Below are 24,139 nucleotides of genomic sequence, written 5' to 3' on the forward strand. Positions count from 1 at the left end.
CTGCCCCTGTGCCCTCTTAAGGAAGGAGATTTGAATTATGTTTTTTGGAAATAATAAGAAAGACAAAGATGTAAGGCTTACAGATAAGCAGTACAAGGATCTTGTAGGTAGTATGAGCAGGAAAGAACGCAAAGAATTTGAACGCCGTCAGGATCAGCTTCGCAAGGAAAGAGAAGACGATAGGCTTGAAGCTTGGTTGGATTTTGAAGATGAGATGGATGACATGTAATACTCAGGTCTCCTCTCAGGCGACCTATTATCAAAACCAACCTTGTACAATATAGAAAACGGTAAATGATATAATTGTTATATCGTATTCGGAGGCCATTATGACAGTAAAAGAAGCAAGAAAAATAGTTCAGGATTTTAATGAAAATAAGAGAATAACTGATGAAGATGAGTTCATGTTTATAGAAGCAATGAACTTCCTCATTGAGGAAGAAAAAGATCCCAGGGACATGATGTGATAGGACACGCGAGCAGACGCGATAATTATTTTAGGGACATTACTATCAGAAAGATGATGGTGATGTCCCTTCTTTTTTTGTGCCTTTAGCTCGCGAAGAGAGCTTAGTCAGATTGAAAATCTGATGCGAGGGGATTGGGGATACGCCCCAACAAGTGAGTACGACGGAGCATTTATGCGCAGGAATACACCACTTGCCACTTTACTTACTACCGTTAGGACACGGCTCAGCCACGGGTCGGCGCGTCGGAACCTGGGCCGGAATTTTTGATATAATAGAATGGCTAATAGGTCCAGAACAAAACGGAGATTAACAATGAGAATAGGAATTGTATCTGATACTCACGGGCTTCTCAGGAGAGAAGTGATAGAAGGCCTACAGGGAGTTGATCATATAATTCATGCCGGGGATATCGACAAGAAGGAAGTGCTCGATGAGCTGGAAAAGATCGCACCGGTCACTGCTGTCAGAGGAAATGCTGACAAAGATTGGGCAGTGTACCTTCCGGAGAAGGCGCTTCTCGAATTTGAAGGCAATAAGATCTACGTGATTCATAACAAAGGAAAGATTGATGATTTCATTGATGACCTTCCCATAATTATTTATGGACACACTCACAAGTACTCCCTGACCACAAAGAAGTATGGGCAGATCTGGTTCAACCCCGGTTGCTGTGGAAAAAGAAAACCGGATCAGGAAGTGAGCTATGGAATTCTTGAGATCCGGGGTAAAGATGATTTTTCTTTTGAGAAGAAAATCATAAAGGTCGAGGGCAGTACTAGCTCTCTTCCGAAGAATATAGATACAATCATATCGAAGACAATGAAGCTTGCCGACAAGGGAGTTTCTCACGAAGAGATAGCTGCGAAATTGAAAATATCATAAGAGCTGGCGGAACAGATCTGCCGGATGTATTTTACACATCCTGGAGTAGATGTTGCCGGGATTCTGCAGAGGATAGGATAATAATACTGAGATGAGCAAAAAGAAATCACCACCTAAAATGAAATGCTTTGAAGATTTCAAGAAGAACTCCAAAGCCAGGTGCACCAACCTGATGTATGTTATCTATAAAGAAGCTTAAGATGTTTTTTGATGAGGAGTAATAGGCATGAAATTACCACCTGACTGGGATGAGCCATCGCAGGAAAACAAAGATCTATGTGACAAATTCATATATGAGACTTTTGATTACTCTGGGACGCTGCCTTACAGGCTTTATGTTCCGGACAGTAGTGATAAGGTTCCTATTGTTCTGTATCTGCACGGAGCAGATGCTTATGGAGATGATAATGAGCTGCAGCTGACCATGCATGATATTGGGACTGTTTTTGTGAGGGATGAATGGCAGAGACAGCATCCTTGTTACGTCTTAGCTCCGCAGTGTAATGTGGGGACGCGATGGTCAAATCTTATTATGCAGAACAGAGTCTGTGCACTCATAAAATCTCTAAGAAAAAAGTATACCAATATAGATGACCAAAGGATTTATATCTATGGTTACAGTGCTGGTGGCGTAGGCTGCTTTGAAATCCTAAAATATCATCCGAATATTTTTGCTGCAGCAGTTCCTATATGCGGCGCCACAGGATGGGAAAATCTGAAGGAGCTTACTAAGACTTCGATATGGATGCTTCATGCTGCGGATGACATGGTAGTAAAGGCATCTTATAAGACGGACGGATATAGTGCTCATTTGGGCTCAAGGGATATATACGAAGAGCTAAGGAAAATTCATCCGGACCTGCGTTATACAGAGTATAAAGCTGGCGAGTTGAAGGAAAGATATGGCATAAATCCTCACTGCAGTTGGGTTCCTGGCGGTCAGGATAATGAAGTTAAGGAGTGGCTGTTTTCAAAGGTGAAGTGAAAACCGCGAATGAGGAGTGAGGTGATCTGAGTGATCATTACAGAAATCAGGACCAGAAGAGACCTTGTTGACCTGGTTAATGAGATTGGCTTTCTGCCATTCTTTTCCGGGAAGATAGAAGGATTCTCTCTGGAGGAGAATGCTTCATATGAGGCCTGGTATCAGGGGCGTTGGAGTGGCAGAGTCAAATGGGACGCCTGGGACTGGAAGGGCGAGGTTCTGCAGAATAAAGAGCTTGTGTATGGGAAGTTCTTTGAGAAAAAAGCTGGGTTTATCAGCAAGGAGCTGTGGCCGGACTTTTGCAACTATCGTCGTGATGGATATGATTTTGACGCCAGATTTGATGATGGCCTTGCTCCATACAAGGACAAAGGTGTTGTGGATTACATCACCGTTGCAGGGGCAATGCTGACAAGGGACATCAAGGACAGCCTTAACTATAAAAAGGACGGTAATAAAGGTTTTGAGACAGTTATTACCCGTCTTCAGATGCAGACCTATGTTGTGCCAGTGAATTTCGAATACAGTAAGCGTAAGAACGGTGATGAATACGGATGGGGCAATTGTCGGTATGATATTGCTGAGACGTACTGGGGAGATAAGCTGTGCAGATCTGCATACAAAAGAGATCCTGATGATTCCCTGGAGCGTATCATACAACATATCAGAGTAGTTTTACCTAAAATGGATGAGGAAGAACTCCGGGCATTACTGAAGGCCTGAGGATGAATAATGTACAGAACTATGATGGAGCTATTGGCGTGGCTTTGGGACATAGCAAGTTCTGTAAGCATTTTTGCGTGACGTGTGAGTACTATGACATTTGCCATAGGGATGGGGAACTGGGATAAAAAGTCGTCGCCTGCGAAGCGACCTTTCAAAAGCCTTGATGAGTTACCATCGTATCAAACAAAGGTGTGAGATACGAAGATTTTATTACGTGTTTATAAAACATTAATGACTGAATGATACAATTTTCCTAATAGATGAGAACTCCTATTCAAGGATGAAAGTGAGGGAGGTCATGAGAGAGTTTGTAATTGAAAATGGCATCGTTATAGATGATATGGATAGTGTTATAGATGGAATCCGTGAGATTAGTGGGAAGACTATATCTGACGCTGAAACCATAAGGAAGTTTATAACTAGAGAAAAAGCAACAAAGTATTACATAGATAAGAAATGTTCAGGAAAAATGCAGCCTGACAAAGATACTATTTATTTGTGGTTAGATAGCGGGTTTGTAGATAAATACGGAAATTCTATAATGATTTCCTTGCTAAATGATAGCGGTGGCGGATATTCTGGGCACTACTTTGGGACTATGGATGTTTTGGCAAGAGCAATAAAAAGTTATTTTCCCAAGAATGCCAAAGACATATCTCGCAATTTGAATACATTAAAAAGCAAGTATCAGAATAAGATAGCGGATAGGAATCATAGACATATAGAGGATGAGCAGGAATATTTGGTCATGATATGTAATGATGATTCCCGTAATTCTGAAATAGAGAGCCTTATTAGTGGACTTAATATACAGTTTGAAGAGCCAATAGTTGAAACGGAAGAGATAGTTGTGGAAACTCCTGCGGATGAAAAGGTGGCTCCTGGACTTGATATGTCTTTTAGGGAAAAAGAGATTACGGTTGGTCTTCTCTTGGATACTATTGATGACATGCAGGAATACATAAACGAACTTCTTGAGGAACTGAAAAAGTCAGATGAGGATAAGGTAAAACTAAGAGAGCTGGAAGATCGTAACAAGGTCCTGGAGCAGGCGTTGGTGGATATAAGAAGCTATAATGCCCAGCATTATCAGGAGGAAGATAAACCGAAAAAAAATACGGATGGTCACGATCTCCTTGGCAGACGGGGAAAAATCCTGGTTCTTGGTGCTACAGCTATTGATGTAAAGACCATGAATGGTATAGCAAAGCTTTATGGCTTCAGAAAAGATGACTTTGAATATGAGGTTGATTATGAAAAAATGGTCAGCTTCGCCGGAAGAAGCAGCAAGCTTAGTAGTTACTCGGCACTTATTCTTGGAGCCTGTCCCCACAAGGTTCAGAACCTTGGAGATTGGAGCAGTCTTGTTGAAAAGTGCAAAAACACGGAGGGTATGCCTATTGCCATCGATGCCAGGAGCAGAGCGGGTGAACTGAAAGTTACTAAGGAGTCGTTTAGAGAGGCATTGGTGGAAATATGCAAGGAATTAAATATCAGAGATAACTGTAATGGCATATAAGGATTGAAGAATTTGAGAATAAATGTTTCTACTGTGGAAAGCCCGTCACTAAAAGAAGTGTGGAGGTGGATCATTTTATACCATGGTCATTTATTAAAGACGACCAGATATGGAACTTTGTTCTTGCGTGTCCAGAGTGTAACAATAAAAAGCGTGATAAGTTGGCTCAGGTGGACTTCCTAAATAAGATATCTGATCGAAATGAGATCATGATAGAGCGTGATCATAGGAATGATGCAGACTCAGCAAGGAGAATAAAAATGATTTACAACTGGGCCCAAAGAAATGGGTATAACGAAATATGGACTCCCAGGGAGATTACAGTGTAAGTAATTGTAATGTTTTGGAGTGTGAGAGGGATTAATATGTTAGAACCCGGATTATATGAACAGGTAATAAATAAACAGATTCAATCAGAGCTTCAAGGCTCATCAGAAGATCTGAAGCTGGTTGAAAAGATTGATGGTGCGGAAGCTTCAGAAGTTTTGGCGCGCTATGTTTCTGAGATTGTACACAAGGCCTTAGATCGCATATCAGAAGACGGAGATCTTACTGCGAAGGTTGATCTTGTTAATAAGGTTGTGGGATTAATCTCAAATGATGCCAACATGGATGACCTAAAAGAGATGGCTGTGGCAGATAGTGCAGAGCAGCTTCTGGGATTGTTATCTGAAACAGATCCCATGTATAAGATTGGCCAGAAGAAGGCCAAGGACATTGTGCGCCCTGAAACATCGGTGGCACAGAGTAGTTTATTTACCGGTGCTATTCATGAACCACAGATGTACTCTGAGCTTAAGAAAGAAATGGAAACAGCAGATAGAATAGATATGCTTGTTTCCTTTATCAAATGGAGCGGATTGCGCCTTTTATTTGATGAACTGAAGGTTTTTGTGGGTAGAGGCGGACAGCTTAGAATTATCACTACTTCATATATGGGAGCTACGGATGTGAAGGCTATTGAGGAGCTGAGCAAACTCTCGAATACTGAAGTCCGTATTTCGTATGATACAAAGCGTACAAGGCTTCATGCCAAAGCATATATCTTTTATCGTAAGACAGGTTTTACCACTGCTTATGTTGGCTCATCAAATATGTCCAATGTAGCTATGTCCAGCGGCCTTGAGTGGAATATTAAGGTTACTACCAAGGATATGGCTCCAACGATTCAGAAGATAGCTGCGACTTTTGACAGCTATTGGCATTCAACAAATTTCGAGAAATATACTCAGGACAGCTATGAAAAATTGAAAAAGGCTCTTAAAGCTGAGCAATATGGAGAGCAGACGGGTAGCTTTGGCTTTATTGTTGATGTAAATCCGTATCCATACCAGCAGGAGATATTAGACAGGCTTGATGCTGAGAGAATTATCAGGGGCAGAAACAAGAATCTTGTAGTTGCAGCGACGGGAACTGGAAAGACGTTGATTGCAGCTTTTGACTACAGAAGATATTGCAAGAGAAATCCTGATAAGCAGAACAAGCTTCTTTTTGTTGTGCATAGGGAAGAAATCTTAAGGCAGAGTAGGGAAGTATTCAGAGCTGTTCTAAAAGATCCGAATTTTGGAGAGCTTTATGTTGGCGGAGAAAAACCATCAAACTTGGATCATCTTTTTGTGTCTATACAGACGGTGGCTTCGCAGAAATTATATGAGCTATTGGCAGCAGATTATTACGATTTCATTGTTGTTGATGAATTCCATCATGCAGCAGCTCCAACATATCAGGGGCTTTTAAGCTCTTTTAATCCAAAGATTCTTTTGGGACTTACTGCTACACCAGAGCGTATGGATGGCAAGAACGTTCTGGACTATTTTGATGGGCGGATTGCTGCTGAAATAAGACTACCTGAAGCAATAGAGAGAAAGTTACTATGCCCATTCCAGTATTTTGGCGTTTCTGATGATACAGACCTGTCAGAGGTAAGATGGGTTCGAGGTGGCTACGATAAGACAGAGCTAAGCAACTTGTATTCTATGAATCGGGCTATTGCTGAGAAGAGAGCCAATCATATCATCAATTCTCTGTATAAGTATGTTACAGATATGGGAAATGTTCATGGCTTGGGATTCTGTGTTTCAATTGAGCATGCTAAATTTATGAGCGATTATTTCAATGAGAAGGGTATTCCTTCAATAGCTCTTACATCAACCTCGTCTGATGCAGATAGAGCAAGCGCTAAAGCAAAGCTCTTATCTGGTGAGATAAAGTTTATCTTTGTTGTGGACCTTTATAACGAAGGAATAGATATCCCGGAAGTTGAGACGGTTCTTTTCTTAAGGCCGACTGAGTCTTTAACCATCTTTTTGCAGCAGCTTGGTAGAGGCCTTCGTCTGTCTGAGGGAAAGGAATGCCTTACAGTTTTGGACTTCATAGGCCAGGCAAACAAGAAGTACAATTTCGAAGAGAAGTTTGCTGCGCTATTATCTAATACTAATCATAGTGTGCAGTATGAGCTAAAACATGGATTTACGGCACTTCCAAAGGGCTGTTATGTTCAGCTTGAGAAGAAGGCTGCGCAGGTCATTTTAAATAACATACGTCAGTCTTTTGACAGCAAAGCTGGTCTGATATCCAGAATAGAGACTTTCAAAGAGGATAGTGGATTAGACCTTACGCTTAAGAACTTTCTGCGATACTACCACCTTAATGTTTATAGCATTTATACAAAGTATTCATTTGCAAGACTATGTGCAGAAGCAGGGGTAGTTGAGAACTTTAGCGAAGAAATAGAAGAGAAGCTTACAAAGTCGTTTTCAAAGTTTATTGCTGTAGATTCCTATAGATGGATCAAGTTCCTGCTTGATATCTTACCGAGACTTAAGGATATTGAGATTAGTACGCTTCCTATAGTATACCAGCGTATGCTGCAGATGTTTTATGTTACCATTTGGCAGAGTACAGTTGAAGACTGGAATGCACCGGAGGTTAAGCAGAACTTGGCTCAGCTATATAACAGCAAGTATATGTTTGGAGAGCTTTTGGAACTTTTGACTTATAACCTTGAAAAGATAGATGTTGTGGGCGGAACTGTTGATCTTGGATTTGACTGTCCGCTTGACTTGCATTGCACATATACAAGAGATCAGATCCTTGTAGCTATGGACTTTATGAAACCAAACACAGTACGTGAAGGAACAAAGTGGTTAGAAGATAAGAAGGTTGATGTGTTCTTTGTAACACTTAACAAGTCAGATAAGGATTATTCTCCAACTACGATGTATGAGGACTATTCCATCAATGAAGAATTCTTCCATTGGCAGAGCCAGAGCACAACATCTGATACATCACCTACGGGTCAAAGGTACATAAACCATGTACATGAGGGTAGTAAGGTGCTACTATTTGTAAGAGAGTTCAAAAAAGATATGGCAGGAGCGGCGCCATATACGTACCTGGGAACTGCTAAGTATGTGAGTCATTACGGCAGCAGGCCTATGAGTATAACTTGGCATTTGGACAACCCAATACCTGCTAAATACATAAAGAAAACAAGTAAGTTGGAAGTAGGATGAGTATGAAAACAGTTAACGTTGTTGCAGCAATAATTTGTGACGATTACAAGAAAAAAACAAAGATTTTCGCAACTCAGCGAGGATATGGGGAATTCAAAGATGGCTGGGAATTTCCTGGGGGAAAGATTGAAGAAGGTGAAACACCACAGCAGGCTTTGGTTAGGGAAATCAGAGAGGAGCTAGGAGCCGAGATTGAAGTACATGACCTTATCGATGTTATAGATTATGATTACGAGAAGTTTCATCTTCATATGAACTGCTACTGGGCTACAGTTGAGGAGGGAAAACTGCAGCTTCTTGAACATGAGGCCGCAAAGTGGCTTGAATATAGTGACCTTAATAGTGTTGATTGGCTTCCTGCAGATCTGGCGCTTCTTCCAAAACTTGCTGAAGGAATGGTTGATAATAACGTAGAGTATTATAACGAAACAGGTGTATGAAGGAGTTTTTCTTCAGGATAATATTTCTAATCTGTCTCATGTTATGGGGGGAATCATTGGTTCCATAGTGGGGTACAGATTGAATAAGCGATAAGATAGAAATAATACGCATGGACTTGCATATTTAGTTCATGCGTATTTTTATGCATAAACCTTGAGTGTAATCCTTAATTTAAAGATTATATAACATTCACAAAAGGTTAATATCTCGATGGTAGAATTAATACGATGCCGTATTATGGGCATATGACGATAGGTTTTAAAGTGCAAATATACAATACATCAATAGTTGAGAAGATAAAATATGGGGTTTGCCAAATATCATGAAGATAATATAAAACTGTATGAAGAGCGAATGTATTACAAGACAGCGCCGGCTTTTTATCCATGCGTTAGGGAGGCATATGCACCTAAGCATATTTACAAGTATAGGTGCCCGTTTTGCAGTAGTGGATTTGATAACGAGTCAGCTATAGCTAAACACGTTATTGTTAATCATGGCGGAAAGTATTCATTCATATATTTGAACGATAGGCGTGTTTATGATCAGGAAGAGTCAGCGAAATGTATATATTCGTTGGCATTATATTGCTTTAATGAAAAACCTGTTGAGGTCAGGATCAAAGATGATTTCAATAGAGAATACACCTTTTGGACACAAGCTGGAAAATTTGAATACAATATTCAAAATTATCTCAAGAACAATATCTTTTCCTGTGTGACTATTTCAGTAAGTGGTGAAGAATATACATTAAAGCAGTTATTAGATATTAATGTAGTTTCTATAGATAAGATTCTTTCTGGGAAATACGTTTCTGATTTGTTTTATGAACAGATCTCTGAAGAGATGTTTTCACAAAAAGAATATCTAAGCTTTCTAAAGATGCTAATAAATGAAGGACGGGATACATCTGATGTCATGATCAGGATAAAAATGATGAATTATGACTGGGATGAGGACACCAGACAACTGTATTGGTATCATTATTTGGCTTCAGAGCAAAATGATATGATTCCAGATAGCGAATTGCCTGTGTTGAAGGCTGTTCATTACATGATGCTTGGGGATTTTGGCGATGCTAAAGCTGAAATAGAACAAGGCAATCTTATAAAAAATGATAAGGCGGGCTGCTTATTAGCACTAGGATATCTTGCAGGTGATCCGCTTACAGTAGGCTTTCAGCGAGAAACATATACTCCTGTGGGATTGTTGGGGACATTAAACAAAGTATTAGAACATTTTTACAACATTGAGAAGAGTGGCGATGGCTCTATAGATGTTGAAATTGATGAGATCTCAGTTTTTAATAAATATCCGGTAATTTCTTCACTACTTGAATTGAATAGTGCAATAAATAAAGGCATTGAAATAAAACAGCCAACATATGAAATGCTTAAAGGGCTATCTCCATTGACTCCTATAGCATATTGCAGGGGGCTAAACGATGAGCAAGCAAAAGAAAAGATTTTAAAAAGTGCCGCTAAGGTGCATCCGGAATCAGGCTTATTGAAGCAACTTGCATTAGATAATGATTATGGCTGGGTGTATCGACGAGTATCTGTAAATGATGGAAGGATCTATAAAGAAGCTGTAAAAAAGGTAAATAATTCTTCCAAGCATAAGTTAACTCAACAATTCATAGATGAATATCCACTTAGTGATGAAATAGTGGTTACGCCGCTTGGTGGCGAAAGCAATGTTGGTGCTAGTTGCTTTGTTGTATCGTATCGTGGGGTTAATATTATGCTCGATTGCGGTATTAATCCATATAAGAAGGGAGAGGAAGCATATCCAGCTCTTGATGATTATACCAAGCAGATAGATTACATTATTATTTCACATGCTCATATTGATCACAGCGGAGCGTTGGTAAAAGCACATGCTATATGGCCAAATGCGAAAATATATATGACGGCACCAACAATGGTATTTGTTAAATACATCCTCTCTGATATGGCTAAGGTTAATAATGGGATTAATAATGATTTTGAGATTGATATCGTAGAGATAGAAAAGAATACTATGATGGAAACGCTTGAGGCAATTAACATTATTGATTTTGATGAGGGCGTTGAGTTAGCCGATGGTGTAAGTGTAAAGCTACACCAGGCGGGGCATATCCAAGGCGCAGCGATGATTGAACTGAGCATTGATGGGAAAAAACTGTTATATACAGGGGATTTTGCAACAAAAGCTCAGGAATTAACAGAAGGACTTCATTATGCAGGTCTTCCGCAAAATGTAGATTATTTACTTGCTGAGTCTACATATGTAGGAAAAAGTATAGAAGATAAGAGCAAGTTAATAGATGATTTACAGAAACAAATACTAAGTGCATTAAAGCGTGGAAAACCTGTTATACTTCCTGCTATGGCTGTGGGAAGAAGTCAGGAATTGGCATGTATTATTGGAAACATGAAGTTGGAAGGTATGATTGCTGCCGATGTTGAATTATATCTGGCAGGAATGGCTATTCCAACAACTACCCAGATAATTCCATTTATGAATGAAAAATATGAGGAAGTTATTGGGCAGTTTAATGAGTTTGACGGTGTCGAGTATCCTGGAAAGCGTTCTGTGGTTATTGCCAGCTCGGCAGCAATGACAAGAGGAAGTGCTTCCTATAAGATTGCAAAGTACTGGAAGGACACAAATGTGAATTTTGAGATTCTCTATGTTAGTTCTATTGATGGGAGAACTGAACATGAGCTTGATTCATTTGGCGGAGGTAGTGTTGATATGGTGCATTATTCATTACCTACGCATTCTGATGAATGTGGGTTAAAAGAAATAATAAGCTATACAAGTCCAAAGCTGATTTCATTTGTTCATCAAGGCAGGCCGGAAGCCATGACTACATTTTCAAATAGTGTATTAGAGGCGTTTGACGGCGATGTTATAATAAAACGCCTAAATAGAAAAGAGGAAGTTGAACCGTTCAATTTGTATGATCTCATTAAGGAGGAGAGTTCTTATGAAAATCTTTAAAATACAGACAAGTACAGGCCAAGAAAAGGAAGTTGATATAGAGTCAGTTATTAAGAAGTACATAGAGTATAGCGTTGGGCCTAAAGCTAAGCAGGATGAAAATGGAAGTGATGTAGAGCCTTTACCTGAAGAAAAGGGGCATTACAAAAAATGCCTGGATGAAGCTAGAGGAGAACTTGGACAGGTATGCAAATTGTTAGCTACAGAAACTCCAGATCAGATTTCAGAGTATCTTCTTATGTTTGTAAAGATGTATGAAGAAGATAAAGAAAACAGAAGGCATATAAAGAAAGCTTTGTTGGAAGATTGCTCTTATAATCTCATAAAGAAGTTTCGTGTTGAATCAGTTGATTCTTTATACGAGGCGATAGGAAGAATAGAGCAAGTAGTTCCGATGGATGACAATTGTTATTTTACATTCAATCCAATTTCTTCCATTTATGGATGGAGTAAAGGAAGCGAAAAAGAAAAAGGAGGTTTAAAAGCATATCCTCCATTGCCTAATGAGGCGATTGTTGATACTTTGAAGGCTTTTGAGAACCATGATGATAAGGAACGGTTATCTAAATGGGTTGTAGAAATATTGGCATACAATAAGAAAAATTATGTATCTGAAGCTTTTGCTGATAAATATGAGCCTGAAAGATTGGTCTTACAGCGAAATCTTTCAATCATGATGAAGGAAGATAAAAAGCTTAAGGCTTTATTGATGGTTGAATTGTTGGAGGGAAACTTACTCTTTGATTTGGTAAATCAGTCAAAGGAGGCATTAAGAGTTGGAGAACTTGAGGAAGAAATAAAGAAGCAAGAAGAAAAGTACAAAAAGGAAAGTGAAGAAAAGGAGAAAGATTATTGGAAACGAGCTGAGGCGCAGAAACAGATTATACAGGAAAAGAGCGATAGTATTTCTAAGCTTATGGCGGAACAAAAAGAGTTTGAAGGACTTGAAGTAAAATTCAATCGCGCGAGCGAACAGCTAACGACTGCGTTAAGTAATCTGAAGGCCCAACAAGAAATAAATGAAGATATAAAGAAAAGTGACATGGAGAAGATACAGGAAAAAGAAAAGGTTATCGAGGCATTAGAAAGAGATTTGTTACTTACAAAGTCAGAATTGACAGAACGCATAGAGGAGTTGGATGCCTTAAGTGTAGATATGTCTTTGAAAAACAATGAAATTGAAAGACTTAAAGAGTCTGTTGGATCTAAAGATAGTGATGCTACAGAAAAACTACTCAAAAGTTTGGCATCAGATTTGAATAATCAGATTTTTTACCTATCTATGTTTTATGAGATTTTGTCAGAGGACAACGGTGTCCTTGATGAGATGAACCGTGAAATGTTTAAGAACGTATTAACACAAGTTGATGCTGCATTAGCAGGAATAGGTTTGAAAAAGCTTGGGAACCTGGGGGATGTGGTAGATTATGATTCTTCTATCCATAATTCAATAAGTGAGTCAATTGCCAATGGAGAAAAGGTTAAAGTAACAGGGTTTGGATGGGAAATTAATAACGATGTTTATATCAAAATTCCTGTGGAGAAAGAGGTACAGTAATGGCTAATGGTATTGAAAAAATACAGATTCCTTTTATTTCCGGAAGATATAGCTTAAATGAAGAGCTTACACTTGAGGATCTTCAGAGGATAAGTGCGCCTATTATTGAAAAAGCTATGCAACCAATAAGGAAAGCGTTAGAAAAGGCAGATCTATCAAAAGAAGATATTGATTTGGTTATTCTGGCAGGTGGTTCATCACAGTTACCAGGAGTTTATTCACGTATTTACGAGGAATTAGGTGTAGAACCTAGAAAGATTCCCAAGGACCTGATGCTTGCTATTGCTTATGGAGCATGTTTGTATCAGAAAGAAATTAAAAATTTCCCGAAGACAAAGCGAGATGTAAGAACTTTGGGAAGTTCTTTAGGAATATATGTAGATGATGGTGGAAAAAAAGGCGTTAAACTGCTGCTGAACCACAACAAATCACTTCCTGCAATGGAAAAATATGAATTTGATGTTAGTGAAGGGCAAACGACAGTATCCTTGAATTTGGTAACGCTAGTGGGAAACAGTGACCGTGTTGAGAAGCAGTTAAAACAGCGTAACCTTAGCTTGTCTGGTGATGCATCAAAAGTTGTTGTTGAAATCACAGTAACTGAAAATAGATTGATAGAACTCAATGCTTATGATCCTGCGCATCCTGAAAAGAAAGCAATTATTCAATTAGATAGTCAGATGATGACCAAGGAAGATATTGAGAGAAAACGATCAGAATTGGGAATTGAAGTTGTATCATCAGTGAACAAGCTCAATCAAGAACCGTGTATTGGTATTGATTTAGGAACAACAACGTCAGAACTAACGTATACATATAGATCAGAAGATCAGTTGGATAAGTTGGCTAATCCGGATGTTCCTAGTCAATATGATAAGTATTGTTTTCCATCTGTCATATATTTTAATGATAGATATGACAACCCTGAAATAGCTAACACTAAAGCATGTAATGCCCTAGGTGATGCTTCTAGCAAAGATAAGCTGTGTAGAGAATTTAAGGTTGCAGATAGAAATAAATATGTTGTTGAAGTTGATGGTCATGGTTTTAAAGTGGGTGACTTATCTGCACTGCTATTGCATAAGATTTGGGATATCGCTAAATTGACTTTTCCAAATATGAATCTTAGAAGTGCTGTTATAACTGTGCCGGCAGCATTTGATTTTGATGCATGCCAAGAAACGTTTAATGCAGCGCGTACAGCAGGAATTGAGACGGTAACTTTGATTGATGAACCTACTGCTGCATACCAATACTATTCTCATGTCCAAGACTTATCAGATAGCAATATTAGGAATGTACTTATATTTGACTTTGGTGGTGGAACTACGGATGTGGCGATCCTTGATGTTAAAAATGATGCATTACATGAAAGTAATGAGTATAAGGACTGTCTATATTCTGTTCTGGGCGTTAGTGGTGAAGTGAATTGCGGAGGTAAAAACATCGACGATGCACTTGTTGCAGAAATAAAGAAGCGTTTTGAGGAGAAGAATAACTGCGTTCTTTCACCAACGGGAGAAATGAGATTAAGAAATGAAGTTATTTCGGCAAAGGTTAAGCTATCGGAATATTACAGCGAGATAGGTGATGAATGATGCTTTCAGATCAGATTCAAGAGTATATAGATATTTTTAATGAAGAAAAGAATATCCCAGTGAACGCATATGAGCCAAGAACGGTAGTTTTGAATTTGGATAGGGACGGTATTGAAGAGTTCCTGGCTAAGTATGCTAATACACTTAATGTGCAGAAGACAGAAGAGAACGTGCATGCTATTGCATTGATTATGTATGTTTATCGTGCTGGTATCATTGAAACTAAAAATACCATGGAGGTTATGACAAGACAATCTGGATTTGTTAATACCCCGCTATGGTCGACTGGAAGAGCTATTGATGAAATGCTTAACAAGGATATTACAGATGGTGATGAGGAAGAGGAATCAGATGAAGCGATTTCTGTTAGTAATCTGATTGAATGGATTGTCAATCCAGCGGGTAATGTTGAAATCTGGGATGGAATTCTTGGCAAAATGATTTTGCCGATGGTGAAAGAGCTGGGTAAAAATGTCCCTCCAGGTAAAAATCCTAATTACACAGTGATTGTGCCTCCTGTATCGGATCAATTATCTTTCCCTGATTGGCAAAAACTTTTTTCAAATATAAAAACAAACTATGCAAAAGTAAGGATTGTGGATTACAGGGAGCTGCTTAATATTGGGAAGAATGAAAGGGTTTATTTTTGTATTTCTCAAACGGATGGAGAACGAGAATACCTGATTATTTCAGCATACGAAGTAATACGAGGAAGAAAAGCTTGTGTTGGCTCTATTGCGTTTGATGTCACTAATAATGAGCAGTACGACATGGAAAATGTTCATGAAGTAAAGTTTGAGATAAATAACAGCAGAAAGGATGTAGGTAGAAAAGAAAAAGGATTAATTGAAATAAAATCGGATTGGGATTATGTACCTATGAAATGTCCTTTGATTAGCGGTTTTAAATCATTTTTAGGATCTGTTTCGCCGACATTTTTAAATGAAATGTATGCTGTTACGGGCAAGTATTGGCAAAAAGACGGGGCTGCGGCATTATATAATGGCTTTGTTGGTACGGAGGCTCTTCGTGTTTCAGAAATATGTTCAAGACTTTTGAAGGAAAAAAACTTAAATAAAATTTCGCTGGGAGATATGGTGTATGTGGCGGATTTACTGGACAAGGATAGAGCGTTTGGTACTGTTTTAATAAGACAAAATAGGGATAAAACGTTAGGAACTTTGAGTGACCTGGGAAAAGAAATTGATTTCTCGCGTATGGCAGAAATCCCAGCAAATTATGCTAATTTCACATGGAAAGTAAAAAGTAAAGTTCAGTCGTTCGCACCTTACTTTGATTTGGATAAGAAGCAGCATACGCTTAAACAGATAATTGAATCGACGATAGATCATTATTCTCACTGTAGTACAGCGCAAGTGGCAGAAGATATAATGTATTTATATAACGATAATGAACCTAACGCGTATTTTACAGCAAAGGTTTTCATGATTCTATCTGCCATGGATACGCTTCTCATCGACAGCAAGGATGAAATTATAGATAGTATTACAAATGTTGATTCTGTAGATTTTGTTGCGGTAGATGAAAAAGAAAAGGCGGCAATAAGACGACAAACTCTGCCGGTAAAGAAAGCAAGTAAACCTAAGACGACGATATTTAAATCTGATCAAAAGACCAAAACAAGGAGAGCTATTTCAATAGAAAAAGCGCAGTTTTCAACGAGAACATATAATTGTTTGAGAAGAGCTGGAATAAAAACATTGGGCGAACTGGTTAATAAAAGCCCAGTTCAGCTGTTGAAAATTAGAAATCTGGGACAGCGAGGAGTCGATGAGATACTGAGTAAATTGCGAACATATGGAATCGGTGGATATTAAGCAGTTGAACTTGGATGATATTCATATTATGGGGCATACCTGAGGGTGTTCAGGTATGTCCTCTTTTTATACCAGTACAGCGCTCTTCCACAGGAGAAAAGGGCAAAATATATCCTGGTGTTGATTGTCAAGTAAAATTGACCCCCCGGGTCAATTTTAAGTGTAAATCAATATTAGTATGGGGACTTTTTGAGGGTCTAGTTTGAGGGTCTGAATTTAAGACTCATTTTAAAAGCCCACGGATCTCCGCAGGCTTTGTTCTCAGTCAGAAAGGCAAATTGTAAACGGTAAAATATATTCCATAGCGGCGTTTATTTTATAGGTAGGCGGATTATTTGACGCTTAGTGCGCCCAGCAAAGGGCATGGCATTTAATGGGTGGAAATCCCATTTGGTAAGGTCTAGCCAACCACCAATAGCGACCTTGAACATGCGTTGGTAACAGCGTAGGTTAAGCGTAGGAAGTTAGGCGATAGGGTCATAAGGCATGTTAGCCCCGAAATAAATTAAGATGGTGTGCCGACGTAATTAAGCGATGCGGAAGGCAACACGCGTGCAATTGCTAATGGCGAAGATTGCCGCGACGCCACGGGGTTGAGAGTCAGCCATGTCGCACAATGGTGTCATGTCAACTGGGGAGAGCCTGTGACTTCCATATCAGGGCAAGTGTGAAGCCCATAATGTATAAGTGGTATGCCCGACAACTCACGAAGGAGGGCAAATGAGTCATAGGCAGTCGGATGGCCGCATAGTACCGATGAAGGAGGGTAATGCCTCTGGAGGGAAGGCGAGAAAGGGCTATACCTCTAAGCCCTGCCATGCAAAGCTATATCTTTGAGGAAACATTATCCATACACAGAGGTGGAACAATAATGTTAACGAAATTGGAGAGAATATCGCAATTATCAAAAGAAAACCCTGAAATGGTCTTTACTTCCATTGGACATCTCATTGACAAGGAAATGTTAATGGAATGTCACAATAAGATGGAAAAGGATAAAGCCGTAGGAATCGACGGAGTAACAAAAGAGGAATACGGGAATAATCTTGATGAGAACCTTGATAGGCTAATAGCGAGTCTGAAGAAGAAATCATATAGGCCACAACCTGCAAAGAGAGTTGAGATACCAAAGGGAAATGGAAAGACCAGACCTTTAAGTATCTACTGTTATGAAGATAAGCTGGTACAAGAAGCGCTTAGGCGCATATTGGAAGCAGTCTTTGAACCTCATTTCTATGAGGAGATGATGGGATTCAGGAACGGCCGTAGCTGTCATATGGCACTAAGAAAACTAAATTCTATGATTGAGAAACAGAAGACAAACTATATACTTGACGCCGATATTAAAGGGTTCTTCGACCATATCGACCATAGATGGGCAGTCAAATTTGTAGAGTCAAGGATTAAAGACCCGAACGTTATACGACTGGTTAGGCGGATGCTGAAATCAGGGATAATAAAGGACTTTCAATATGAGGAAACAGAAGAAGGTAGTGGACAAGGTTCGTTATGTGGATATCTCCATAAGCCTCCTTATGTAGAGTTTTGTGTTATGTAGAGTTAGTCCCTCGCGGCATAAAGTTCGTATGACTTGAGTCTCATATTACTCGGCATAATAAATGCGCGGCGTTTTATTAATTCAATATCCCTATCCTTTTAGTATGCAGCAAATACTTTTTTATTATCAGACTTATAAATCCAGTGTTTATCAGCTATTCTGTAATCACCAAGGGATGAAAGGAGGAACCGATATGACTCTGACAGTGATTACAGATGGATTGTTTTCGTTACTTGAGAAAAACAATTACAATCCGACAACCATTAAGTTTTATAAACGTGAATGGTCAAAAATCAGCCGCTTTATTCTCTCCGAGTACGGAGACGAAGAATTCGACATGGAACGCGGCATGGCTTCGTCATCGGACAGCACTTACTCTTCTTTATGATAGTGGCTGCCGTGTTCAGGAATTGTGTGACATAAAGATCAGGGACATAAATACCGAAACTACTCCAACACTGCGGCTTCATGGAAAAGGTGATAAATATCGAACAGTTGTCATCGATGATAAAACCGCAAAGCTTGTAAATGAATACATCATCCGCCTCAGGAAAGGTGCCATGCCAGATCATCCGCTTATAACCAATAGAAGTGGAAAATCCATAAGCAGGGATGGCATACAGTACATAATTGATAAATATGTTTCTAAAATTCATGGCGAAGATTGCTCATTTCCCGCGCATGTCCATTGTCATCAATTCCGCCACAGCAAGGCAATGCACATGCTTGCAGCCAACATAAACATAGTATACATCCGCGATTTCCTCGGACATGAAGATATTTCCACGACCATGATATACAGCAGAGCCGATAATCGACTAAAAAATGAAGCCATAAATGCTCTGGCACCTAAAGTAACAGATGACATTAACCTTCCCGACTGGAGGACCGATCAGGAACTACTAAGCTTTCTGAACTCTTTTTAGTGAATGGTTATGCCGAGCTAAACATAACTTTTTAGCGAAAATATCATACTCATGAGGTTTAACTCGGCATAACAACTAGCTCTACATAAGGGTCGGTCTGTTCACCTGTCATAGCAAATATATACATGCATTACGTATTTCTGTGGTGGTTTAATGATGTTGTTAAGCCACAGTTGAGAGGCTATGCAGGGGCGGTAGTTTATGCGGATGACTTTGTTGTATGCTTTCAGTACAAAGATGAAGCTGAACAATTCTACAAAAGGCTGAAACACAGAATGGAATACTTTGGACTGGAACTGGAAGAAAGCAAGAGTCGACTGATTGAATTCGGTAGATTTGCCGAAAGAGACAGGCGAAACAGAGGGCAGGGAAAACCTGAAACCTTCGACTTTCTGGGTTTTACACACTACTGTTCCAAGAGTCGGAACGGGAAGTTCAGGGTGAAGAGGAAGACTAGCAAGAAAAAGTTCACAAAGAAATGCAAAGAAGTCAATCGATGGTTGGCTGATATGAGAACCTTGCCGTTACAGGAAATCATTAAGAGAGTGAACAGCATGCTAGTTGGATATTTCCATTACTACGGGATCACTGACAACTCAAAGGCTATATCTGATTTTAAATATATAGTACGAAAGCTTCTGTTCAAGTGGCTTAACCGCAGAAGCCAGCGGCGAAGTTATAACTGGGGCCAGTTCAACGATATGTTGAGAGACTACCCCCTTGCAACGCCCAGAACGTACGTCAGTATCTATGAATGATGGTTGTTGAATAATTTACTTTGCAAGGAGCCGGATGCGAGAAAGACGCACGTCCGGTTCTGTAGAGGGATAAGGGGAGAAATCCCCTTATCTACTCGACCGAAAAAACTATGGTCATTATATGAATTAGTGCTATAATAAAATTACCTAACGGGTAATTTGAAAGGAGGTTTATCATGTGGAAATAATATATAGCAACTCTAAATTAGAGAAGCAATGCAATAATGAAAAAGATGCTAAAAAGCTTTTTGGTGGAAACGAATCTTTAGCATTAAGCCTATTAGCTAGAATAAATGCTTTAAAAGCTGCTGAAGTACTCAAAGATATTATAGTTCAAACAAATTTCCATTTTCACAACCTTCATGATAAAGGGAAGAGTAAGTATCAGGATTATTTTGCAATTGATGTAAAGAGTAGGAAGGATCCGTGGAGGATAATACTAAGACCACTTGATGATAATAAAGAACCATTTGATCCGTGTAACATTGATGAGATAGCAAGTGTTGTTGAGATTGTTGAGATAGAGGAAGTGAGTAAACATTATGAGTAATTATATGAAGTATAACGGTAAAGTGGCATTTCATCCCGGGTATTATATAAAAGAACTTGTTGAGGAAAGTGGATTGACTCAGGAAGATTACGCTAAAAGATTGGATACAACGCCTAAGAATCTAAGCGTTTTGCTCAGAGGGGAGCAGAGCTTATCTAATGATATTGCTATGAAACTTTCGAGGCTAACTGGCACAACAATTGGTTATTGGCTCAATTTACAAAAAGCTTATGATTCATTGGTCGCTGAGTTTGCGTCGGATCAGGAACTAAAGGAAGAAAGAAAAGTTTTTGATTATCTCGATTACAAATACTTTAGAACCAATTTTGAACTCAAGGATTGTCCGAGAAATAAAGATGAGCAGGCTATAGAGACAAGAAAGTTTTTGAATGTATCCACATTGTGTGCATTAAAAAAGAAAGACATGGCCGTAAACTTTAGAAGTACTGCAAAAGTATCTGAAGCAAGTATAGTAAAAGCAAATGCGATGGTACAGATTGCAACCAATATTGCTTTAAATGAGGATGCTCCTAAATTTGATAAAAAGAAATTTGAAAAAGCCACAGAATATGCGCTTACTCAGACAACTAACCATGAAGGCTTTTACAGAAATATAAGAAAAGCATTTCATGATGCAGGGGTTGTATTTGTGATACTTCCAAACATGCCTGGATCTAATACTAATGGTGCAACTAAAAAGGTCGGAGACAATATCATGATTATGGTTAACGACAGAAGACTGAATGCAGATACATTTTGGTTTTCTTTGTTTCACGAAATAGGGCATGTTAACAATGGAGATTATGGTATTTCTTTTGAAGAGGAAAAGGGAAAGACTGAGGAAATGGCAGACACTTACGCTCAAAATATGCTAATCGATCCAGTGGAGTATAAAGAGTTTATTAGAGCTGGGAGGTATGATGCAGAATCGATAAAGAGATTTGCAGAGAAAATTGATCGCGACCCTGGAATTGTACTTGGACGATTACAGAATGATGGACGTGTTGGATATAACAATAAATCTTTAAATTCGTTGAAACATAAGTATAAGGTTGTTATGATTTGATTTGTTTTAAAATTTGCTATAAGTGCTCGGATATAGTTATCAATCAGTCTCACAATCCATTGAATGACATGGAAGGAGTCTACAACAGGTACAGCATTTGGAAAATATTTCTCGACATAAGCGATGTACTGGTTATACATATCTGAGATCAGGTACTTGACTTCCAGGCGTTCCTCAATGGGGATAGATGTGAAATAGGGCTCTGTGACGTTCGTGCGATGACTTCTAAGAAGGTCGATAGGATCACCTGTATGGAAATCCTGAATGACAAGAGTGTACTTACAGTAATCATCCATATCCAGAAAGACTTCATCAACTGATATCGCATCTGTAAGTGATAGTCTGTCAAGCTTCACATATCGGTCGAACACTTCGTGAGCAAAGGTGTCAGAGACATTGAAACGCTTGGCAATAGAAGTAGATGTCTCCATGAGATCCTTATAAGCGCTTACTATTAGCATTTCAGTAGCATTAGACATTCTGCGGCTTTTGTTGACGAACTTAAAGGATTCGTTGGTGCTGTAATGACAGTCTGGGTTGATGCAGCGCCATCTTCGCTGCTTGAGGATAAGGACAAGAGAGTAATTATCCTGCAAGACTGGATGGTTTATAGTCCTTTCCTTTACACCACATGAGTACATCCTGAAACCGCAGACAGGGCAGAAATGGGCTGTTGGTGGTGTTTCAAGTGTAAGGACTTTTGTCTGGCCCTGAATATCGATATTTTTGATGATCACATCGTTGTCTTCAAGGTCCAGTAAATCTGTGATACTATTCATGTATCCTCCTCCTTTGATATTTAGTCCAAGAAACATCATAAGAGAAGGAGGAAGTGCAGGGAATGATCCCTACATTAAAAGGACCAGGATTAGTCAGTTTCAATAACTGATTAACCCTGGTTTTGTTTATTCTCACAAGAGCCCCTCAAACCAGCCCCTCAAAGTAGCCCCTCTTAAATGGTAAATCATGAGTGGTACTCATGATTTACCATTTACGGATTAGTTGTTTGAAAGATACAGATTATGTTCAACCAGAGGTTTAGCGACAAGGCCTTAATGGCAGATTAGAATCAAAAGTACATTAACGATATCTGATTATGAAGGGAATAAGCAATGGCAAAGATGACATCAGCGTACGCAAACAAGGTTTTGAAAAAGCTTAATGATGATAAGAATTATTACCTGAATATGGAAGAGGAAGGGCAGGTGTATGTGGCAGCTGTCGATGAAGAGCCTGTTATCCCTGATTATGACTATGAAGTGGTTTCGGCCAAGATAGCAGAAATTGATGAGAAGATTGTAAAGATCAAGCATGCCATTAATGTGGTGAATGCCACAAACAAGATAGCTGTTGGAGATTCAGAGATGACTATTGACACTATTCTTGTCAGAATGGCTCAGTTAAATAAGAGAAAAATGGTTCTGGATAAGATGCGTAAGCGTCAGGAAAAGACCAGAGAGAAATGTGGATATCTTAGTGCCAGGAAAGCGGCTCCTGAGTATCAGTACATTAATTATGACCTGAAGCTTGTCGGCAAAGAGTACGAACGTATAGATTCGGAGATTGCTTCGATGCAGATTGCACTTGATAAATTTAATCAGACTTTTGAGTTTGATGTAGAGTACTAATTATATTTCCGTGTAGCAAGTATATAGATGCGCTAACTCCAGTCGTTAAGCAAAATGGCTTGTTCATAGTTGCTGTTCTTGGTTATCGGTTATTTGATATTGAGGAAGTGTTCAAGGTTTCGTTTAAGGATCGATGTCTAAGTCGAATTTGATTACAGTGATACCTTGCTACAGAAAACTTGTACCAATGGTACATGGGGCATGGAAGTTCGGTTTCACATGCCTCTTTTTGAATGTAGTGTAGATAGAGGTAATGGACATGAGAGAGAAGAATAAAAAGGTCGGATATTCATGCTATGAGAAAAAGATGCGTGGCTTTGAAAAGCCTAAGGAAAAGTATAAAAGATGGAGACGTAATATAAAGTTTGCCTATCAGCGCATAAGGTATGGCTATTGCGATTCGGATATCTGGTCTATTGATTATTGGTTTTTAAATGTAATGCCGGGGATGCTTCAACAACTGAAGGAGACTACGCATAGTTATCCTTGTTTTCAGGGGAGTATATCCCATGCTGTGTATGGGACCGCAGTGTCTGAAGATGCTGATGATGCAGGAATGAAGCAGTGGGACGAGATTCTTTCCGAGATGATATTCTTGCTAAAGGAATCAAATGAGGATACATGTACCAGAGAGAATAAATACCAAAAGGAATATGACAAGGCTCAGGAAGAGTTTGATGACAAATATGGTATGTTTGGAGAAAAACTCAGGACTGAGGCAGAAAAAGCTGAGGAAAAGAAAAAAGGAACACATCGCATATATATGCTTGGGGATGTTCCGTGTCAAACGGCGAATTATGGGAGGAGGTTTCAGCGAATTGTTTTCGGAGATTTCTCCTCCTGCACGGCGCAGTCAGTTCAGAAGCATCACATTCCTGCCGGAGTTGCAGCTCATTTTCGTAGGCTTGTTTCAGTAAGTCAATCCTGATTTATTGAAACAAGGCTATGAACCGAAGTACATAGCCTTTGAACCTTTACAATTAAATATCTCATTCGACTGCTCAAAAGGATACATACTCATGAAGGGCCGAGGCCACTGCGCTGGCATCTTCCATTGAAAGGACTTTGGACAGGTTGTTACATGTCTGACTGGCATCGGCAATACTTGCAATGGAGAAGCCAAATCTCAGGAC

21 protein-coding genes and 3 pseudogenes are annotated in these 24,139 nt (G+C 39.2%); 23 read left to right on the forward strand and 1 reads right to left on the reverse strand.

Annotated elements, in window-relative coordinates; all coding sequences use genetic code 11:
- Nucleotides 1-37: 37 nt before the first annotated feature.
- The 21 genes and pseudogenes from BM086_RS13920 (at nucleotide 38) to BM086_RS14000 (ending at nucleotide 21,378) form a co-directional block, all read left to right on the forward strand.
- Nucleotides 38-229, forward strand: a complete 192-nt coding sequence (locus BM086_RS13920; protein ID WP_092327798.1) for a hypothetical protein — start codon at nucleotides 38-40, stop codon at nucleotides 227-229.
- A gap of 100 nt (nucleotides 230-329) precedes the next feature.
- Entirely contained in the window at nucleotides 330-467 is a 138-nt protein-coding gene (locus tag BM086_RS21015) for a hypothetical protein (RefSeq protein WP_175560285.1), read from the forward strand.
- A gap of 315 nt (nucleotides 468-782) precedes the next feature.
- Entirely contained in the window at nucleotides 783-1,352 is a 570-nt protein-coding gene (locus BM086_RS13925; RefSeq protein WP_175560286.1) for a metallophosphoesterase family protein, read from the forward strand.
- A gap of 226 nt (nucleotides 1,353-1,578) precedes the next feature.
- Nucleotides 1,579-2,337, forward strand: a complete 759-nt coding sequence (locus tag BM086_RS13930) for a prolyl oligopeptidase family serine peptidase (RefSeq protein ID WP_092327804.1) — start codon at nucleotides 1,579-1,581, stop codon at nucleotides 2,335-2,337.
- 30 nt (nucleotides 2,338-2,367) lie between these two features.
- Nucleotides 2,368-3,060, forward strand: coding sequence for an AlkZ-related protein (locus BM086_RS13935; protein ID WP_242952210.1), 693 nt, complete (start codon nucleotides 2,368-2,370; stop codon nucleotides 3,058-3,060).
- A gap of 2 nt (nucleotides 3,061-3,062) precedes the next feature.
- Entirely contained in the window at nucleotides 3,063-3,188 is a 126-nt protein-coding gene (locus tag BM086_RS21660) for a hypothetical protein (protein ID WP_255367833.1), read from the forward strand.
- 173 nt (nucleotides 3,189-3,361) lie between these two features.
- Nucleotides 3,362-4,582 carry a hypothetical protein gene (locus tag BM086_RS13940; protein WP_092327807.1) on the forward strand — a complete coding sequence of 407 codons (1,221 nt, stop codon included), beginning with the start codon at nucleotides 3,362-3,364 and terminating at the stop codon, nucleotides 4,580-4,582.
- Nucleotides 4,583-4,584: 2 nt separating this feature from the next.
- Nucleotides 4,585-4,911, forward strand: a complete 327-nt coding sequence (locus BM086_RS13945; protein ID WP_255367835.1) for an HNH endonuclease domain-containing protein — start codon at nucleotides 4,585-4,587, stop codon at nucleotides 4,909-4,911.
- Between the two features lie 36 nt (nucleotides 4,912-4,947).
- Nucleotides 4,948-8,097: a DUF3427 domain-containing protein gene (locus tag BM086_RS13950; protein WP_092327812.1), complete on the forward strand. Its 3,150-nt coding sequence runs from the start codon at nucleotides 4,948-4,950 to the stop codon at nucleotides 8,095-8,097.
- 2 nt (nucleotides 8,098-8,099) lie between these two features.
- The gene (locus tag BM086_RS13955) at nucleotides 8,100-8,537 is read left to right on the forward strand and encodes a (deoxy)nucleoside triphosphate pyrophosphohydrolase (protein WP_092327865.1); all 438 of its coding nucleotides are present in this window, start codon (nucleotides 8,100-8,102) and stop codon (nucleotides 8,535-8,537) included.
- A gap of 304 nt (nucleotides 8,538-8,841) precedes the next feature.
- A complete protein-coding gene (locus BM086_RS13960) occupies nucleotides 8,842-11,526 on the forward strand; it encodes an MBL fold metallo-hydrolase (RefSeq protein WP_092327815.1) in 2,685 nt (894 codons plus the stop codon).
- Nucleotides 11,513-13,084, forward strand: coding sequence for a hypothetical protein (locus BM086_RS13965; protein WP_092327818.1), 1,572 nt, complete (start codon nucleotides 11,513-11,515; stop codon nucleotides 13,082-13,084). The genes BM086_RS13960 and BM086_RS13965 overlap by 14 nt, the downstream gene beginning before the upstream one ends.
- A complete protein-coding gene (locus BM086_RS13970) occupies nucleotides 13,084-14,682 on the forward strand; it encodes an Hsp70 family protein (protein ID WP_092327821.1) in 1,599 nt (532 codons plus the stop codon). The genes BM086_RS13965 and BM086_RS13970 overlap by 1 nt, the downstream gene beginning before the upstream one ends.
- On the forward strand, nucleotides 14,679-16,520 hold the full coding sequence (locus tag BM086_RS13975; protein WP_092327824.1) for a DNA-directed RNA polymerase subunit alpha C-terminal domain-containing protein: 1,842 nt from the start codon (nucleotides 14,679-14,681) through the stop codon (nucleotides 16,518-16,520). The genes BM086_RS13970 and BM086_RS13975 overlap by 4 nt, the downstream gene beginning before the upstream one ends.
- A 769-nt stretch (nucleotides 16,521-17,289) precedes the next feature.
- Entirely contained in the window at nucleotides 17,290-18,078 is a 789-nt protein-coding gene (locus BM086_RS13980) for a reverse transcriptase domain-containing protein (protein WP_242952212.1), read from the forward strand.
- A gap of 193 nt (nucleotides 18,079-18,271) precedes the next feature.
- Nucleotides 18,272-18,466 (forward strand): hypothetical protein, encoded by a 195-nt coding sequence (locus tag BM086_RS21440; protein WP_242952215.1) that lies wholly within the window; start codon nucleotides 18,272-18,274, stop codon nucleotides 18,464-18,466.
- A gap of 16 nt (nucleotides 18,467-18,482) precedes the next feature.
- Nucleotides 18,483-19,004, forward strand: a pseudogene (locus BM086_RS13985) (tyrosine-type recombinase/integrase); the annotation flags it as partial.
- 101 nt (nucleotides 19,005-19,105) lie between these two features.
- Nucleotides 19,106-19,396 (forward strand): annotated as a pseudogene (locus BM086_RS21665) (reverse transcriptase domain-containing protein); the annotation flags it as partial.
- A gap of 48 nt (nucleotides 19,397-19,444) precedes the next feature.
- A complete protein-coding gene (locus BM086_RS21670; protein WP_255367836.1) occupies nucleotides 19,445-19,762 on the forward strand; it encodes a group II intron maturase-specific domain-containing protein in 318 nt (105 codons plus the stop codon).
- Between the two features lie 178 nt (nucleotides 19,763-19,940).
- Nucleotides 19,941-20,312, forward strand: coding sequence for a hypothetical protein (locus tag BM086_RS13995; RefSeq protein ID WP_092327829.1), 372 nt, complete (start codon nucleotides 19,941-19,943; stop codon nucleotides 20,310-20,312).
- Entirely contained in the window at nucleotides 20,305-21,378 is a 1,074-nt protein-coding gene (locus tag BM086_RS14000; protein ID WP_092327832.1) for a HigA family addiction module antitoxin, read from the forward strand. Before BM086_RS13995 ends, BM086_RS14000 begins: the two co-directional genes overlap by 8 nt.
- A 14-nt stretch (nucleotides 21,379-21,392) precedes the next feature.
- On the opposite strand, the pseudogene BM086_RS22100 reads toward BM086_RS14000, so the two are convergent.
- A pseudogene (locus BM086_RS22100) lies at nucleotides 21,393-22,196 on the reverse strand (transposase); the annotation flags it as partial.
- A 294-nt stretch (nucleotides 22,197-22,490) separates the two neighbouring features.
- On the opposite strand from BM086_RS22100, the gene BM086_RS14010 reads away from it, so the two are divergent.
- Entirely contained in the window at nucleotides 22,491-23,006 is a 516-nt protein-coding gene (locus BM086_RS14010; protein WP_092327838.1) for a hypothetical protein, read from the forward strand.
- A gap of 259 nt (nucleotides 23,007-23,265) precedes the next feature.
- Entirely contained in the window at nucleotides 23,266-23,934 is a 669-nt protein-coding gene (locus BM086_RS14015; RefSeq protein WP_092327841.1) for a hypothetical protein, read from the forward strand.
- Nucleotides 23,935-24,139 lie beyond the last annotated feature (205 nt).

The sequence above is a fragment of the Butyrivibrio sp. YAB3001 genome (assembly GCF_900112195.1).
Classification (GTDB): Bacteria; Bacillota; Clostridia; order Lachnospirales; family Lachnospiraceae; genus Butyrivibrio.